Here is a 15,291-nt window from a genome sequence, read left to right on the forward strand (position 1 = left end):
GGAGGACTACGGTCCCAGGATGGACTCCTTTCGCCGCACCATGTTGTCGCTCGGTTCCTGTCTGGCGCTCCTTGCCGCCCCCGCAGCGATGGCTGCCCCCGCCTCTGCTGCTGCTTCGCCCCCCGTGGTCTATGACGCGCTCGGTGACTCCTACGCTTCCGGCTTCGGGGTGCTCCCCATGATGGGCCTCTGCGGTCAGTCCGACGCCGCCTATGCCGTCCAGATCGACGGGCGGATGAAGATCGCCCTCGACGACTTCAACGCATGCGCGGGTGCCACCGTCCAGAAGATGATTGACGAGCAACTGAGTGGACTGGATGAGGAGACCAAATTGGTCACCGTCACCATCGGCGGCAACGACATCGGCTGGGTCCCGACGATCGGCGCCTGCCTGCTGTCCACAGACGTCAACTGCGCGGCGGCGATCAACGCCAGCACAGGCGCCATCTCTTATGTCCTGCCCACCCTGCTGAACCAGGCTTACGCCAGCATCGAGGCAAAGGCTCCGAATGCGCACGTGATCGTGACCGGCTACGCGCCCTTCTTCTCCCCTGAGAGCGGGGACTATCTGAACGCCTCGGTGCAGGAGCAGCAGGCGATGAACGACGGAGCCAACCTGCTCAACGCAACCATCGCGGGGGTGGCGGCCGAGCACGGCTTCCAGTTCGTCGATGTGACCAAGCGATTCGCTGGCCACGGCGTGAACTCAAGGCGTCCCTATATCCAAGACCTCAATGGGGTTGGCCCGTTCCATCCCACCGCAGCCGGCTACCGCGCCTACGCCGTATCACTGATCTCCTCGATCAACCCGCGCAGTTGGCGCTGAGGCAGCGCCGCCACGTCACCTCCGGCGATCCTTCAGGAACCCGTCGGGGGTGATCGGTAGCGCCCGCTTGTGCGCTGTCCGGTAGTACCACCCCAGGATGGTCTGCTCATCCTCGGTGCAGATGTCCTGGCCCTCGAGGTAGTCGTCGACGACGTCATACCGCACCCCGAGGGCGATCTCGTCGGCGAGGAGCGGCTTGTCGTTCTCCAGGTCGGCCGTCGGGATCTTCTCGACGAGCTGCTCGGGGGCGCCGAGGTGGCGGGCGATCTGCTTGACCCGCCGCTTGGGCAGCCCGAACAACGGGGTGAGGTCGGCGGCGCCGTCACCGAATTTTGTGTAGAAGCCGACACACGCCTCCGCGGCCTGGTCCGTGCCCACGACGAGCAGGCCGCGCGCGCCGGCGATCGCGAACTGGGTGACCATCCGGTGCCGAGCCTTGACGTTGCCGCGGTGGTAGTCGTTGCGGGGGTCGTCGCGGGGCAGCCCCGCGGCCAGCAGCGCCTCCCAGTTGGCGTCGACGGAGGGGCCGATGTCGACGGTCCAGACCTCGTCGGGCGCGATGAAGTCGAGGGCTGCCTGCGCGTCGTGCTCATCCTTCTGCACCTGATAGGGCAGTCGCACCGCGATGAAGGTCGCTTCTCCGCCGTGCTCCCTGACCCGCTCGCACGCGCGTTGCGCCAGACGCCCGCCGACGGTTGAGTCCACGCCACCACTGATGCCCAGCACCAGCCCCTTGGTGCTCGTCTTCTCCAGGTAGGAAGCGAGGAAGCCAATGCGCCGCTCCGCCTCCGTGGTGGCGTCGAAGGTGGCGGGGTCCACCACTTCCAAGGCCGCGCGGATCTGCGCTTGCTGCTGCTTGTCGGTCACATTCAGACTCTAAGCCAGTCCGGGCGGTCGCTCGGTGTGTCAGGCGGGGTCGGTCGAGACGGGGGTGGTGGTGGGGGTGTGGCGCCGGCGGCGGAACCAGAGGAGGGCCGGGAGGCCGATCGCGGCGAACACGATCGCGAAGGGGAGCAGGGCGCCGGCAGCGGTGAGCAACACGGTGACCGAGGCCGTGAAGGCTGCCCACCCCTGCTGCAATCCCGCGACGAATCCGGTACTAGGCACTGCGGCCGCCAGCGTGGCGCCGTCCTCGGCCAGGTGCAGGGTGATCGTGGAGCGGCTGACGTCCTGAGCAAGCACCTTCATCCGCGCCTTGAGCGCGTCGAGGTCGGCCTCCCGGCTGGCGAGCTCACGCTCGAGGCTGGCGATCGACTCGACCGTGCCGGCCTTCTTGACCAAATCGCGGAGTCGCTCGGCGCTGGCTTCCAGCGTGGCGACCCGGGCCTCGACGTCGCGATACTCAGTGGTCACGTCCTCGGACTGGCTGCTGCTGGCGGTGACCGTGCCCAAGTCGCTCAGCCCGGTGACGACGGTGTCGAGGTCCTTCGAAGGGACTCGCAGGACCATGGTCGCCCAACCCGCTCGCTCCTCCTGCCCCGGCGTGACCTCCTCGGAGGACACCCATCCGCCCGAGGTGGTCGCTGCGGCTCGAGCTCGACTGACGGCAGCGGCGACGTCGTCGACGATCATCTCGATCTGCACCCGTCGGACCATCATGACGTCGGCGGGGTCACCGGCTACCGCGCCCACGTCAACCACGTCCGCCACCGCGGAGTCTGCAGACGCCGCCTCACGCCGCCCGTCGGGAACGTCGGCGCCGCCGTCGGCAGCGGCTTCGTCATAGGCAGCCGCGTTGTCGGCGGCAGCCTCGCCCGCAGGACCCGCATCAGAGCCCGATGAGCAGGAGGTGATCAACAACAGCGCCAGGACGACGCACAGCGTGGCCCAGGCTCGGTGCAAACTAGTGGTGACGGACATCGTGGCCTCCAGGTGACGTGCGATCCGAAGTCGGATCTGGGGATAGATGACGCTGAGCTGTCCCTCCTGTGACCTGCCAACGGGGGGCCACGTTCCGGCGACCGGGTCACGAACGGATCACGAACCGGTGAGACGCTGAGATCATGCCCACTGCTCGTCCCCCCGCAGCGCCCACCTATCTTGTGGTCGGCGCCGGCATCAGCGGACTGGCCGCTGCGGAGGAGTTGCTGCGCCTCCAGCCCAGCGCCCAGGTCACGATTCTGGAGAGCACCGACCGAGTGGGAGGCAAGATCCGCGGAGCCACGGTCGCCGGGCGCTCCGTCGACGTCGGCGCAGAAGCTTTCCTCGTCCGCCGCCCGGAGGCACTCGACCTCATCGAGCGGGCAGGGTTGTCCGATCAGCTGGTGCACCCCACGGCTGCCTCGGCGCAGGTATGGAGCAGAGGCCACCTCCATCCGTTGCCGCGGCGGACCTTCATGGGGGTGCCGGCGGAGACGGCATCCCTGCTCGGCCTGCTCACCCAGGAGGAGGTCGACAGAGTTCGCGCCGAAACGACTCCCACCCTGGAGGCCGCCGACACCTCGGTCGCAGAGTTGGTCACGCAACGGCTCGGCCCGGCCGTCACACAGCGCCTCGTCGAGCCGCTCCTCGGCGGGGTCTACGCCGGCCACGCCGAGCTGCTCTCGGCACGTGCGTGTCTGCCCCGTCTGCTTGCCGTCGCACAACGCGGCGGGTCGCTGCTGGAGGCGGTGGCCGCGATGCTTCCACCGCCCACCGACACGGCCCACGCGTCTGCCCCAGACCCCGTCTTCGCGACCGTCCGCGGCGGCCTGCATCAACTCCCGGGCACGTTGGCCCAACGCCTGGTCGCGCAGGGCGTCACCATCGTGACCGACACCACAGTCCGCGAGGTCCACCTCCTGCCAGCCGGTGGTTATGAGCTGGTGACGGGACCACGGCCCAGCCCCACGACATACCGCGCTGATCAGTTGGTGCTGGCAGTCCCGGCCGCCCCGGCCGCGCGACTGCTCGCGCACATCACGCCGGAAGCGAGTCGGCTCCTGGGCACGGTGGAGACCGCCTCGATGGGCGTCGTGACGCTGGCCCTGCCGAGCGCCGACCTCGGGCACATCCCCGGCTCCGGCTTTCTCGTGCCGCCGGTGGAAGGTCGCACGGTCAAGGCCGCCACCTTCAGCGCCAACAAATGGGACTGGGTGCGCGAGACCGGCCTGGGTGCTGGGCCGGACGGGACCGACCTCACCTATCTGCGTGCGTCGGTCGGCCGCCATCGGGAGGAGTCCACGCTGCAAGTCAGCGATGACGACCTCGTCGCCGCTTGCCTCACCGACCTGGGTGCCGCGATGGGCCGAAGACTGCCGTCGCCGGTCGACGTGCACGTCCACAGATGGGGAGGAGCGCTGCCGCAGTATGCCGTGGGGCATGTGGACCTGGTCGCGTCGGTGCGTGCGGCGGTCGACGCGGTCCCTGGTCTCGGTGTGTGCGGTGCCGTCTTCGAGGGGGTGGGGATCCCGGCGTGCATCGGTGCAGCCCGCCGGTCGGCTGCCCAGGTCCTCGCGAGACGATGAGGCCATGAGCACGAATACCCATCACGAGCCTTCGCCAGAACTCGTCGAACAGGTCAACACCGCTGTTCGCTACGCCGCCTACTCCGTCTTCCGTTCCACGCTCGCTCTGCCACCGGACCGGGGCGGGTTGGCCGACCAGGTGCGGGAGCTGTTCACCGAGCTGCAGGAGGAGGGCCTGGTCATCCGCGGCCTGTATGACGTGGCCGGTTTCCGTGCCGACGCGGACCTGCTCATCTGGTGGCACTCCGACGATGTTGAGCTGATCCAGAAGGCCTACCAGAAGTTCCGTCAGACGCGCCTGGGTCACCACCTCGAGCCGGTCTGGAGCAACATCGGGCTGCACCGCCCCAGCGAGTTCAACCGTGGGCACATCCCGGCCTTCCTGGCCGGGACCGAGCCAAAGAAGTTCATCTGCGTCTACCCGTTCGTGCGGTCCTACGACTGGTACGTCTTGGACCCCGCCGAGCGCAGCCGCATGCTGCGCGAGCACGGCCAGGCTGCGCACGCCTACAAGGACGTGCAGGCCAACACGATCTCCGCGTTTGCTCTGGGCGACTACGAGTGGCTGCTCGCCTTTGAGGCCGACGAGGTCCACCGCATCACCGACCTCATGCGGGAGTTGCGCGCCGTCGACGCCCGTCTGCACGTGCGCGAAGAGATCCCGTTCTTCACCGGTCCGATGCTGACCCTGGATGAGCTGGTCGAGCGACTGCCCTGAGCCAGGCGCGCCGCAGACCAAGCAGCGACCCCCTCGACCGTGTCGAGGGGGTCGCTGCCATCAGCCAAGCCCCTCAGGAGCTGGAGTCGGCGGCCTTCGGCTGCAGCGTCATCGAAATGCTGTTCATGCAGTAGCGCAGGTCGGTGGGGGTGTCATAGCCTTCGCCCTCGAAGACGTGCCCGAGGTGTGAGCCACACGCCTTGCACCGGACCTCGGTGCGGACCCGGCCCAGGGAGGCATCCTCGATGAGCTCGACCCGGTCCTGCGCCAGCGGGGTGTAGAAGCTCGGCCAGCCGCAGTTGCTGTGAAACTTGGTCTCGCTCGTGAACAGCTCGGCTCCGCAAGCACGGCAGGCGTAGACGCCTTCGGTGGTGGCGTCGGTGTACTCGCCGACGAAGGGGCGCTCGGTGCCCGCTTCGCGCAGCACGTGATACTCCTCCGACGTCAGCTGGTCGCGCCACTCCTGCTCGGTCTTGGTCTGCGGGTAGGAAGTGCTGGTGGATCGTGCGTCGGTCGCGGGGGTGCTGTGGTTGGCCATGGTGAGGTCAACGATAGGACCGCCGAGATCCTTCCGTCGCCTCAGCAGCGACGAGAGGACGAGGCCGCCGCACCGCTGGGGTGCGACGGCCTCGGGCCATCCTGGTCAGGACGGTCAGGGGAGGTTCATCCTCTGCATCCCGCGGTAGCTGCCCACGATCCCGTCGCCATCGATGCTCGATCCGTCCAGCGTGCCGGTGACGTTGGCGTTCTTGAAGGTTTGGCTCCACCGGTAGCGGTAGCTCTCACCCGTGTTGGGATCGTTAAAGCTGCTGGATTCGGTGCTCCGGATCGACTTGCCGTAGGTGGACAGGGTGGCCTGCAACGTCAGCTCGCCCAGCTCGGCGTAGTCCTCTTCCCCAGTCTCCTCGTCATAGGACGACGAGTAGGCGTTGACGACTCCCGAGACCTTCGTCGCCCCGTTCTTGCCCTTGGCCGTCGTCACCGAAAGCCCAGAGCCTTCCAGCCAGACGTCGCCCAGGTAGTCACAGCCCTCGTCCTCCCACGGGATGGCTCCGTCGGCGCACTCGAAGGTGGCCAGATAGCCCATGGCATCCTTGCCCATGACGTCCACGTTGCCTGACCAGTAGTTGCCAGGGACGGTGTCGGAGGTTTCTGGTCCTTCGATGGCGAAGGCGATGATCTTGCCAGATTGCTTGATCCGCACCGAGGTCGCGGCCGAGGACGGCAGCACCATGCCGACCACGAGTGGGACAGCGAGGAGGGCGGCGGTCAGCGTGCGAGTCGTGTGACGCATGTGGTTCCCCTTTGAACCGAGGCCGAGCGGCCTGGTGGACCCTCGTCGGGCGTCGACGCGGTATCTCACCAATGTCTGCGGGCCAGCAAAGGTTGCTGCCAAGGAGAGTGACGCACCTCACATCGGCGCACGCGGCTAGATTGATGGGCATGCCTGATGCCGTCGTCCTTCGCGCCACGGGACCTGCTGGTGCCCGCAAGGAGGTCCGGCTCTCCAGCCCCGACAAGGTCGTCTGGCCAGCCACTGAGCGCGGCTCGGCGATCACCAAGGCCGACCTCGCGGCATACCTGAGTGCCGTCGTCACGCCCATGGTGAGAGCGTTGACCGATCGGCCCGTCACCCTCCAACGGGTGCGTGGCGGGATCGAGGGCGAGGAGTTCTACTCCAAGAACCCGCCCAAAGGGGTGCCGGAATGGTCGCGGACCACGACCCGCACCTACCCCTCCGGCCGCAGCCACCCGCAGTTGGTCATCGACGACGAGGCGACGCTGCTGTGGACCGCGCAGATGGGCACCGTCACGTGGCACCCGTGGCCGGTACGGTCCAGCGACAACGACCATCCTGACGAGATCCGGATCGACCTGGACCCGGAGCCCGGCCTCACGTTCGCAGACATCGTGGAGACGGCCCGAGCGCTGCGTGAGGTGATGACGTCCGCGGGGCTGCGACCCTACGTCAAGACCACCGGCAGTCGCGGCGTGCACGTCTTCGCGGCGATCCGGCCCCGGCTGGAGTTCTTGGAGGTGCGGCACGCCGTGATCGGGTTGGCCCGTGAGCTCGAGCGAGGACTCCCAGACTTGGTGACCACCTCTTGGTGGAAGGAGGAAAGGGGCAAGCGGGTTTTTGTCGACTTCAACCAGGCGACCCGCGACCGGACGCTCGCGGCCGCGTGGAGCCCGCGCATCCTGCCGGGCGCGCCGGTGTCGGTGCCGATGACCTGGGAACAGCTGGGGGACTATGCCCCTGACGAGCTGACCGTGCACGAGGTCCCGGCCTGGCTGCAGGAGCACGGTGACGCGTGGGCGGACCTGCACGATGAGCCCGGTGACGTCGAGGGCGCTTATGCCCTGTGGGAGGCCGACCTGGAGCGTGGGCTCGGCGAGCTGAACTTCCCTCCTGACCATCCCAAGATGCCGGGCGAGCCGCCGCGGGTGCAGCCGAGCAAGAAGGTCGCGGCCAACTGGGACGAGCACGGGCAGCGCGTCGAGCAGGTCGGTCACCGGGATCAGGCAGACTGACGACGTGGACCTTCCCGTCATGCCCCCCGTCTCGCCGATGCTGGCCAAGCCGGCCACGACGCTGCCGCAGGGGTGGTTGTATGACCCGAAGTGGGATGGGTTCCGCTCCATCGTCTTCCGTGACGGCGACGAGGTCGAGCTGGGCAGCCGCAACGAGAAGGCGCTGACCCGCTACTTCCCGGAGTTGGTCGAAGCGCTCAAGGTGGCGCTCCCGCCCCGGTGCGTGGTCGACGGGGAGATCGTGCTGGCGACTCCCGACGGTCAGCGGCTCGACTTTGAGGCCCTCCAGCAGCGCATCCACCCTGCGGACTCACGGGTCCAACTCCTCGCCAAGGAGACCCCCGCAGCGTTCGTGGCCTTCGACCTGCTGGCTCTGGGCGATGAGGACCTGATGGGTATGCCGTTCTCCGTGCGTCGAGCGCGACTCGAGGAAGCGTTGAGCGGCAGCGCGTCAGGCAGCGCGGAGGGGATCGGCGCGTCGGTGCACCTCACGCCGTTGACCGATGACCCGGCGCTGGCGATGAAATGGTTCACCGACTTCGAGGGAGCCGGTCTCGACGGGTTGATCGCCAAGGACCCCAAGGCCCTCTATCAGCCCAACAAGCGGGTGCTGACCAAGCTCAAGCATGAGCGCACGGCCGACGTCGTGGTGGCCGGCTATCGGCTGCACAAGAGCGGTGACGACGCGCTCGGCTCACTGCTGCTGGGGCTCTACGACGAGGAGGGAAGCCTGCGCAGCGTGGGGGTGGCCGCGTCCTTCACGATGGCCCGCCGCAAGGAGCTGCTGGTGGAGCTGCAACCGCTGGTCACTGATTTTGAGGGTCACCCCTGGGACTGGGCCAGGCAGCTGGAGGGGGAGCGCACTCCGCGCAAGGGCGAGGGTTCGCGCTGGAACGCCGGCAAGGACCTGTCGTTCGTGCCGTTGCGACCGGAGCGGGTGGTCGAGGTGCGTTACGACTACCTCGAGGGGGAGCGTTTTCGCCATACCACCCAGTTCGTGCGGTGGCGACCCGATCGGGAGCCTCGCAGCTGCACCTACGCCCAGCTCGAGCTGCCGAGCGACTTCGACCTGTCCGCAGTCCTGGGGGTGCGCTGATGAAGACACCAGCGTCCGCGCGGCGGGCAGTCGTCGTCAGCGCCAGCGTCGCCGGGGGAGCGGCGCTGGGTGGGGCGGTGTCGATGGGCACCGCAACCTACTTCGCGCACCGCATCATCACGCCCGAGCACGAGAAAAAGGACGACACGACCATCGTCTCCGTCGACGAGGCGGCCGGGACGGTGACGCTTCGGGCCAACGCTTGGACGACGGCCCCGGGGCGCTACGGGCTGTGGCTCGACCACGGCGCAGGTCACGCTCGCCTCGGAGCCGTCGTCCAGCAGACCCTGGCCGAGGGCGCGGCCACTCACGAGGGTGGGCGCTCCGGCCGCAAGGCAACCGTGACGCGCGAGGTGCTTGGCGTCGACGTAGGGGAGTTGGCACCCGGTAGTGCGCGGTGGAACAAGTACTTCTATTGCGGCACCCCTGGCTCGGCCCTCGGGTTGGACTATGAGGATGTGGTCGTCACTTCTGACGTGGGTGACCTGCCCACCTGGCGTGTGCCCGGCGATCCGGAGGCGGATCGCGGGGACTGGGCGATCCTGGTGCACGGGCGCAGCGCCCAGCGGGAGGAGACCCTGCGGGCGCTGCCGGTCCTGCACCGTCTCGGATTCACCAGTCTGGTGCCGATGTATCGCAACGACATCGGTGCGCCGCCGAGCGCCGACGGCCGCTACAGCCTGGGCCTGTCGGAATGGCGGGACATCGACGCCGCGATGCGCTATGCGCTCGCGCACGGTGCCCGTCGGCTGGTGATCGTCGGCTGGTCGATGGGTGGCGCGGTGGTGCTCCAGGCGCTCAACCGCTCCGACGTCGCCCATCGGGTGCACCGCGTCGTGCTCAACGGGCCGGTCATCGACTGGGGCTCGGTGTTGGCGCATCAGGCCGACCTGCACTTCATCCCCCGTCCGGTCGACCATCTGGCGCGCAGCCTGCTGCGCAGCAAGGCGTCCCGCTATCTGCTCCGGATCGCCGAACCCGTCGACGTCGCGGCGACCAACTGGGTCGATCGCGCGGATGAGGTGAGCCACCGGATCTTCATCATCCACTCAGCCACCGACGACACCGTGCCGTTCGGGCCCTCCCAGGATCTGGCCCGGCGTCGACCGGGGATGGTGCACACCTTCGTCTGGCCGCACGCGCGGCACTGCCAGGAATGGAACACCAACTCCTCCCTGTGGGAAGACCTGGTCGCCAGCTTCCTGCGCTGACAGCTTGTTGTGCTGACGGCTTCCTTGAGGGCACGTCTGCGGTGGCTCTGGGCCGCCAGAGCGACCCAAAGTCACCGCAGACGGTCGTGGCGGTCCGTGCTGCGGAGCACTTCAGCGCAAACGGACGCTCAGCTCAGACGGGAACGGACCAGGAGGTCGCCGTCCCAGACCAGCACGTGGCTGGCAGCGCCGGTGAGGGCGGCCAGCCGGGTCGTGGTGGGCAGGAGCAGCGGTCCGTCTCCGCCGACGAGGACAGGGCGGATCGTCACGCACAACTCGTCAAGGAGTCCCTCCTCCACCCAGGCGCTGAACAGGCGAGGTCCACCCTCGAGCACGACATGTCGCCATCCCCGCTGCCTGAGGGCAGCCATCACCTGCTGCGGCGTGACCTCCTCCCCGTGGCCACCGATGAGCACCACTTCGCCGTCGCCGGGGCCGGTCTCACGCACCTTGTCCGGCAGGTTCCCGGAGCGGCTCACGATCGCCAGCGCCTTGCCCGGCAGAGGACCATAACCCTCCTCCCGGATGGTGCCCGCACCGACGACCACGACGTCGGCCCAATCCCGCAAGTGCTCGAAGACGGCCTTGTCGCCCGCCGACCCCTCGTTGAGCCCGCCGCTGACACCGTCCGGCCCGGTGGCCCGACCGTCGATGGAAGTGATGAAGCTAGCCCGCACCCAGGTGTCGGCGGAGCCTCCCGGCACGGCATACCACTCCTTCAGCTCGCTGCGGGAGAGGGGTCCGGTGCCGGTGCGCGTCATTGCCCCATCATCGCGCACGTCCTGCACGAGCGCCTGCCACGTGCCACGATATGCCGATGGCCAAGAAGAAGGACAAGCACAAGTCCAAGGACGACCACGCCACATCGGGCAAGGGCAAGAAGGGCAAGAAGAGCAAGAAGGACGCGGTCGCGCCCATCGAGACCTCCTTCATCGACACGCTCAAGGTGGGCGCCGGCTTCGTGCTGGCGGATCGTGACCCCGGCTCCACGCCTGGCTTCACCGGGGACAAGGCGAAAGGCAAGGACGCCCTGGCTGCCGCCGACGATGAGCTGGACCTGCTCCAGGAGCAGCTCTATGCGATGAGCCGTGAGGGTGGCACCAAGCGGGTGCTGCTCGTGATCCAGGGGATGGACACCTCCGGCAAGGGAGGGATCCTGCGGCACGTCGTGGGCGCCGTCGACCCGCAGGGCATCGAGCTCACCGCCTTCAAGGCGCCGAGCCCCGAGGAACTCGAGCACCCCTTCCTGTGGCGGATCCGCAAGGCGCTGCCCGGGCCGGGGATGATCGGTGTCTTCGACCGCAGCCACTATGAGGACGTCCTCATCGTCCGCGTCCATAACCTCGTGCCTCCGCAGCAATGGGGACGCCGCTACGGCACGATCAATGGTTTCGAGCAGGGTCTCCTCGACGATGACGTCACGATCATCAAGGTCATGCTCCACGTGTCCAAGGAGGAGCAAAAGGCACGCTTGCAGGAGCGCCTCGATCGCCCCGACAAATACTGGAAGTACAACCCTGGCGACCTCGACGAGCGCGCCTACTGGGACGCTTACCAGGAGGCCTACCAGGCGCTGCTAGAGAGGTGCAGCCCGGCGCACGCGCCCTGGTATGTCGTGCCCGCCGACCACAAGTGGTATGCCCGGCTGGCCGTCCAGCGGCTGCTGCTCGAGCACCTGCGCGGCCTCGACCTGCGCTGGCCGCCGGCCGACTTCGACGTCGAAAAGGAGAAGGCGCGGCTCGCCGAGCTCTAAACGGTGCTCGCCGGCCGCCGGGGGACCGTTCAGCCGCGCAGCAGCTCCGGTTGAGGAGTGGCCTGGAGCACGATCACCGCGCGGCCCGGGATCTCATGGACGGAGGCTGCCTCCCACGGGGCGGCTTCGTCCAGACCGAACGTGTCGACGACGACCCGCCAGCCGGTTGCGTCGATCCCTTCGGGGACGGTGAAAGGGATCGCCTCGTGGTGGCCGTTGAAGAACAACAGAAAGTGATCGTCACGGACGAGCCGCCCCCGCGAGTCGCGGTCGGGGATCGCTTCGCCGTTGAGGAAGACGGTGAAGGCCTGCTCGGTCTGCTCCCAGTCGTGATCGGCCATGACCTGGGCGTCGGCGGTGTACCAGACGATGTCGCCCAGGTCGCTCTGGCCACCGTGGTCCGCGTCACCGGCGAAGAAGCGGCGCCGACGGAACACCGGATGGTCACGCCGCAGCGCGATCAGGCGCGTGGTGAAGTCGAGCAGCTCGAGCTGCTCGGGGTCCAGGTCCCAGTCCATCCAGGCCAGCTCGTTGTCCTGGCAGTAGACGTTGTTGTTGCCGAGCTGTGTGCGCCCCATCTCGTCGCCGTGCGCAAGCATCGGGACGCCCTGGCTCAGCATGAGGGTCGCCAGAAAGTTCTTCTGCTGGCGGATCCGGACCGCATTGACCTCGGGGTCGTCCGTTGGGCCCTCGACCCCGTAGTTGCGGGACCGGTTGTGGGACTCGCCGTCAAGGCCGCCCTCGCCGTTGGCCTGATTGCGCTTGTCCTGGTAGGACACCAGGTCGCGCAGCGTGAAGCCGTCATGGGCGACGACGAAGTTGATCGACGCGATCGGCCGTCGAGCGCTGTGCTCGTAGAGGTCGGAGGAGCCGGTCAGCCGGCTGGCGAACTCTCCCATGGTCCGGGGTGCGCCTCGCCAGAAGTCGCGCACGGTGTCGCGGTACTTGCCATTCCACTCCGTCCACAGCGGCGGGAAGTTGCCGACCTGATAGCCGCCGGCGCCGAGGTCCCACGGCTCGGCGATCAGCTTGACCTGGGAGATGACCGGGTCCTGTTGGACGAGGTCGAAGAAGGCGGACAGCTTGTCGACCTCGTGGAACTGTCTAGCCAGGGTCGCCGCGAGGTCGAACCGGAAGCCGTCGACGTGCATGTCGGTCACCCAGTAGCGCAACGAGTCCATGATCAGCTGCAGCACGTGCGGGTTGCGCATGAGCAGACTGTTGCCAGTGCCTGTCGTGTCGTAGTAGTGCGCCTTGTCGGAGTCGACGAGCCGGTAGTAGCTGGTGTTGTCGATGCCGCGGAAGGACAGCGTCGGCCCCAGGTGGTTGCCCTCGGCGGTGTGGTTGTAGACGACGTCGAGGATCACCTCGATGTCAGCCTCGTGCAGCGACTTGACCATTGATTTGAACTCGGTGACCTGCTGGCCGCGGTGGCCATAGGCCGAGTAGCCGTTGTGCGGTGCGAGGAAGCCGATCGTGTTGTAGCCCCAATAGTTGCTCAGTCCCTTGTCCTGCAGGTGGGGGTCGTCTACGAACTGATGCACCGGCAGCAGTTCGACGGCGGTGACGCCAAGGGTGGTCAGGTGCTCGATTACGGCCGGGTGGGCGACGCCGGCGTAGGTGCCCCGGATCTCTGGCGGCACCTCCGGATGGTTCATGGTCAGCCCGCGGACGTGCGTCTCGTAGATGACGCTGTCCGCATACGCGTGCTTGGGCGGTCGGTCGTAGCCCCAGTCGAAGAAGGGGTTGATGACGACCGACAGCATCGTGTGGGCCGCGGAGTCGTCTTCGTTGTATGACGTGGCCTCGCCGAAGTCGTAGCCGAATAGCCCCTGGTGGTTGCGGATCTGACCACTGACCGCCTTGGCGTAGGGGTCGAGGAGGAGCTTGTTGGGGTTGAACCGATGGCCCTGAGCCAGGTCGTGGAGTCCACTGACCCGATAGCCGTAACGCTGTCCTGGCTGGCAGTTGGGCAAGTAGCCGTGCCAGACGTGGGCATCTACCTCTGTCAGCGGGACCCGCACCTCTTTGGCGCGTTCACCGATGAGGCACAGGTCGACCGCGGTCGCGTGCTCTGAGAACAGCGCGAAGTTGACGCCGCGCCCGTCGAAGGTGGCTCCGAGGGGGTAGGCGGTACCGGGCCAGAGGTCCATGAGGGCACTTTCGAGAGGAAGGAACGGGGGAAGCGGCCACGACTCTCGTCGTCGGCCGTCCATTCTTGCCGACTCCAGCGTGCAGCGTGCTGGCAGCCTTGGACGCGCCCACGCCTGCCGGGCCCGGCGTGCTCTCCCGGTTACCGTGGAGGGGTGGCGCAGACAGTGACTCTTCGACAACGGCTGCGCCGAGTATTGGCCCCAGTGCCCGGCGCGGAGCCTTTCGTGCGCCTGGTCGTGGAGACCGTCCACGTCGCCTTCCGCTACCGGGCCACCGGCCTGGCGGCCGAAGCTGCCTTCTTCACACTGCTCTCTTTGCCGCCGTTGCTGCTCGCGCTGGTTGCGGGTGCGGGCTTCGCCTCCGAGTGGCTCGGCCCGGCGACCCTGCTCCGGATCAGTGCGGGCCTGGAGACGTGGTCGCTGCGCTTCCTCACGCCGGAGACGGTCGAGGAGGTCATCATGCCGACGTTTGTGCAGACCCTCAGCGCGGGGAGGGTTGACATCCTGTCGTTCGGCTTCGTCGTGTCCTTATGGTCCGGCTCCCGAGCCCTGCACGTCTTCATCGACACCATCTCGATCATGTACGGCCAGGGTGGGGAACGCGGGCTGGTGATGGCTCGAATCGTCAGCCTCACGGCCTACCTGGTCTCGATGATGGTCATGGGTCTGACCCTGCCCCTGGTCCTGATCGGCCCCGGCTACCTGCAGCGGTGGCTGCCCCCGCGTCTGGACACCCTCGCCGAGGGCTACTGGCCGATCGTGGGGCTTCTCGGCATCGCCAGCCTGACGGGGCTCTACCACTTTGCGACGCCGAGCAGGTCGCCCTATTTGCGCGATCTGCCGGGGGCCTTGCTGACCGTCGCCTTCTGGGTTGTCTCATCAGCCTTGATCCGGGTCTGGGCCGAAGCTGCCGCTGGGGGCTTGTCCGTCTTCGGTCCATTGACCGCCCCCATCATCCTTATGGTCTGGCTCTACTTCATCGCCTTCGCCGTCCTCGTCGGGGCCGCTCTCAACGCGGCCATCCGTAGGCTCTGGCCACCGCCGGAGTACAGGGGTCCGCGCGTCAGGGCGAGCGAGTGGTGGGAGGAGCGGCGCGCCTCTCACCAGGCAAAGCTGGATGAGAGGACGTCCGCTCGCGCCCCCAAGACTGACGTTGAGGAAGCCGAGGAGTTGGCCGCTCTGGACGGCATACCGGGCCCGCGGTGACACGGTGAGCCAGCCGGATTTGTCCTCCGCCAGTCCGTCGGCTAATGTTTTCTTTCGCCCCACCAGACACGGTGCGGGCACGCGGACGTAGCTCAGTTGGTAGAGCGCAACCTTGCCAAGGTTGAGGTCGCCGGTTCGAGCCCGGTCGTCCGCTCGGAGGCACTGAAAGCGAGTGATGCCTCTACGGTGGCGTGGCCGAGAGGCGAGGCAACGGCCTGCAAAGCCGTCTACACGGGTTCAAATCCCGTCGCCACCTCGCATCTCGACAGCACAGCACGGGCGATTGGCGCAGCGGTAGCGCGCTTCCCTGACACGGAAGAGGTCACTGGTTCGATCCCAGTATCGCCCAC

At 67.6% G+C, this 15,291-nt stretch carries 14 protein-coding genes and 3 tRNA genes; 11 read left to right on the forward strand and 6 right to left on the reverse strand.

Annotation, left to right across the window (positions count from 1 at the left end):
• Nucleotides 1-19: 19 nt before the first annotated feature.
• Nucleotides 20-826: an SGNH/GDSL hydrolase family protein gene (locus tag Q4P07_RS08065; RefSeq protein ID WP_303374397.1), complete on the forward strand. Its 807-nt coding sequence runs from the start codon at nucleotides 20-22 to the stop codon at nucleotides 824-826.
• Between the two features lie 15 nt (nucleotides 827-841).
• On the opposite strand, the gene nadE is transcribed toward Q4P07_RS08065, so the two are convergent.
• Entirely contained in the window at nucleotides 842-1,693 is an 852-nt protein-coding gene (nadE, locus tag Q4P07_RS08070; RefSeq protein ID WP_303374398.1) for an ammonia-dependent NAD(+) synthetase, read from the reverse strand.
• 39 nt (nucleotides 1,694-1,732) lie between these two features.
• Nucleotides 1,733-2,686, reverse strand: a complete 954-nt coding sequence (locus Q4P07_RS08075; protein ID WP_303374399.1) for a DUF4349 domain-containing protein — start codon at nucleotides 2,684-2,686, stop codon at nucleotides 1,733-1,735.
• A gap of 143 nt (nucleotides 2,687-2,829) precedes the next feature.
• On the opposite strand from Q4P07_RS08075, the gene hemG reads away from it, so the two are divergent.
• Together hemG and hemQ are read left to right on the forward strand one after the other, a co-directional pair.
• Nucleotides 2,830-4,272 (forward strand): protoporphyrinogen oxidase, encoded by a 1,443-nt coding sequence (gene hemG, locus Q4P07_RS08080; RefSeq protein WP_303374400.1) that lies wholly within the window; start codon nucleotides 2,830-2,832, stop codon nucleotides 4,270-4,272.
• 4 nt (nucleotides 4,273-4,276) lie between these two features.
• On the forward strand, nucleotides 4,277-4,990 hold the full coding sequence (hemQ, locus tag Q4P07_RS08085; RefSeq protein WP_303374401.1) for a hydrogen peroxide-dependent heme synthase: 714 nt from the start codon (nucleotides 4,277-4,279) through the stop codon (nucleotides 4,988-4,990).
• A gap of 73 nt (nucleotides 4,991-5,063) precedes the next feature.
• On the opposite strand, the gene msrB is transcribed toward hemQ, so the two are convergent.
• Nucleotides 5,064-5,528, reverse strand: coding sequence for a peptide-methionine (R)-S-oxide reductase MsrB (gene msrB, locus Q4P07_RS08090; RefSeq protein WP_303374402.1), 465 nt, complete (start codon nucleotides 5,526-5,528; stop codon nucleotides 5,064-5,066).
• 114 nt (nucleotides 5,529-5,642) lie between these two features.
• On the reverse strand, nucleotides 5,643-6,284 hold the full coding sequence (locus Q4P07_RS08095; RefSeq protein ID WP_303374403.1) for a hypothetical protein: 642 nt from the start codon (nucleotides 6,282-6,284) through the stop codon (nucleotides 5,643-5,645).
• A gap of 149 nt (nucleotides 6,285-6,433) precedes the next feature.
• Here Q4P07_RS08095 and ligD point away from each other — a divergent pair, with 149 nt between their 5' ends.
• The 3 genes from ligD to Q4P07_RS08110 are packed head-to-tail and all read left to right on the forward strand — an operon-like array spanning nucleotide 6,434 to nucleotide 9,829.
• Complete coding sequence (gene ligD / locus Q4P07_RS08100) at nucleotides 6,434-7,522, forward strand: non-homologous end-joining DNA ligase (protein ID WP_303374404.1); 1,089 nt, start codon at nucleotides 6,434-6,436, stop codon at nucleotides 7,520-7,522.
• Nucleotides 7,523-7,526: 4 nt separating this feature from the next.
• Nucleotides 7,527-8,618: an ATP-dependent DNA ligase gene (locus Q4P07_RS08105; protein ID WP_303374405.1), complete on the forward strand. Its 1,092-nt coding sequence runs from the start codon at nucleotides 7,527-7,529 to the stop codon at nucleotides 8,616-8,618.
• Nucleotides 8,618-9,829: a S9 family peptidase gene (locus tag Q4P07_RS08110; RefSeq protein ID WP_303374406.1), complete on the forward strand. Its 1,212-nt coding sequence runs from the start codon at nucleotides 8,618-8,620 to the stop codon at nucleotides 9,827-9,829. Before Q4P07_RS08105 ends, Q4P07_RS08110 begins: the two co-directional genes overlap by 1 nt.
• 128 nt (nucleotides 9,830-9,957) lie before the next feature.
• On the opposite strand, the gene Q4P07_RS08115 is transcribed toward Q4P07_RS08110, so the two are convergent.
• Entirely contained in the window at nucleotides 9,958-10,590 is a 633-nt protein-coding gene (locus Q4P07_RS08115) for a dihydrofolate reductase family protein (protein WP_303374407.1), read from the reverse strand.
• A gap of 56 nt (nucleotides 10,591-10,646) precedes the next feature.
• Between Q4P07_RS08115 and Q4P07_RS08120 the strand changes: the two genes are divergently transcribed.
• Nucleotides 10,647-11,582: a polyphosphate kinase 2 family protein gene (locus Q4P07_RS08120; RefSeq protein ID WP_303374408.1), complete on the forward strand. Its 936-nt coding sequence runs from the start codon at nucleotides 10,647-10,649 to the stop codon at nucleotides 11,580-11,582.
• A 29-nt stretch (nucleotides 11,583-11,611) separates the two neighbouring features.
• Here the strand turns inward: Q4P07_RS08120 and glgX are convergent, their stop codons facing one another.
• Complete coding sequence (glgX, locus tag Q4P07_RS08125) at nucleotides 11,612-13,735, reverse strand: glycogen debranching protein GlgX (protein ID WP_303374409.1); 2,124 nt, start codon at nucleotides 13,733-13,735, stop codon at nucleotides 11,612-11,614.
• Between the two features lie 153 nt (nucleotides 13,736-13,888).
• Between glgX and Q4P07_RS08130 the strand changes: the two genes are divergently transcribed.
• From Q4P07_RS08130 to Q4P07_RS08145, 4 genes are all read left to right on the forward strand, one after another.
• On the forward strand, nucleotides 13,889-14,941 hold the full coding sequence (locus Q4P07_RS08130) for a YihY/virulence factor BrkB family protein (RefSeq protein WP_303374410.1): 1,053 nt from the start codon (nucleotides 13,889-13,891) through the stop codon (nucleotides 14,939-14,941).
• Between the two features lie 81 nt (nucleotides 14,942-15,022).
• Nucleotides 15,023-15,095 (forward strand) — tRNA-Gly (locus Q4P07_RS08135).
• Nucleotides 15,096-15,126: 31 nt separating this feature from the next.
• A tRNA-Cys gene (locus tag Q4P07_RS08140) sits at nucleotides 15,127-15,197 on the forward strand.
• A 21-nt stretch (nucleotides 15,198-15,218) separates the two neighbouring features.
• Nucleotides 15,219-15,290: transfer RNA gene (locus Q4P07_RS08145), tRNA-Val, on the forward strand.
• The last annotated feature ends 1 nt before the right edge of the window (nucleotide 15,291 follow it).

It is taken from the genome of Ornithinimicrobium sp. (assembly GCF_030537745.1).
In the GTDB taxonomy this organism is placed as follows: Bacteria; Actinomycetota; Actinomycetes; order Actinomycetales; family Dermatophilaceae; genus Ornithinicoccus.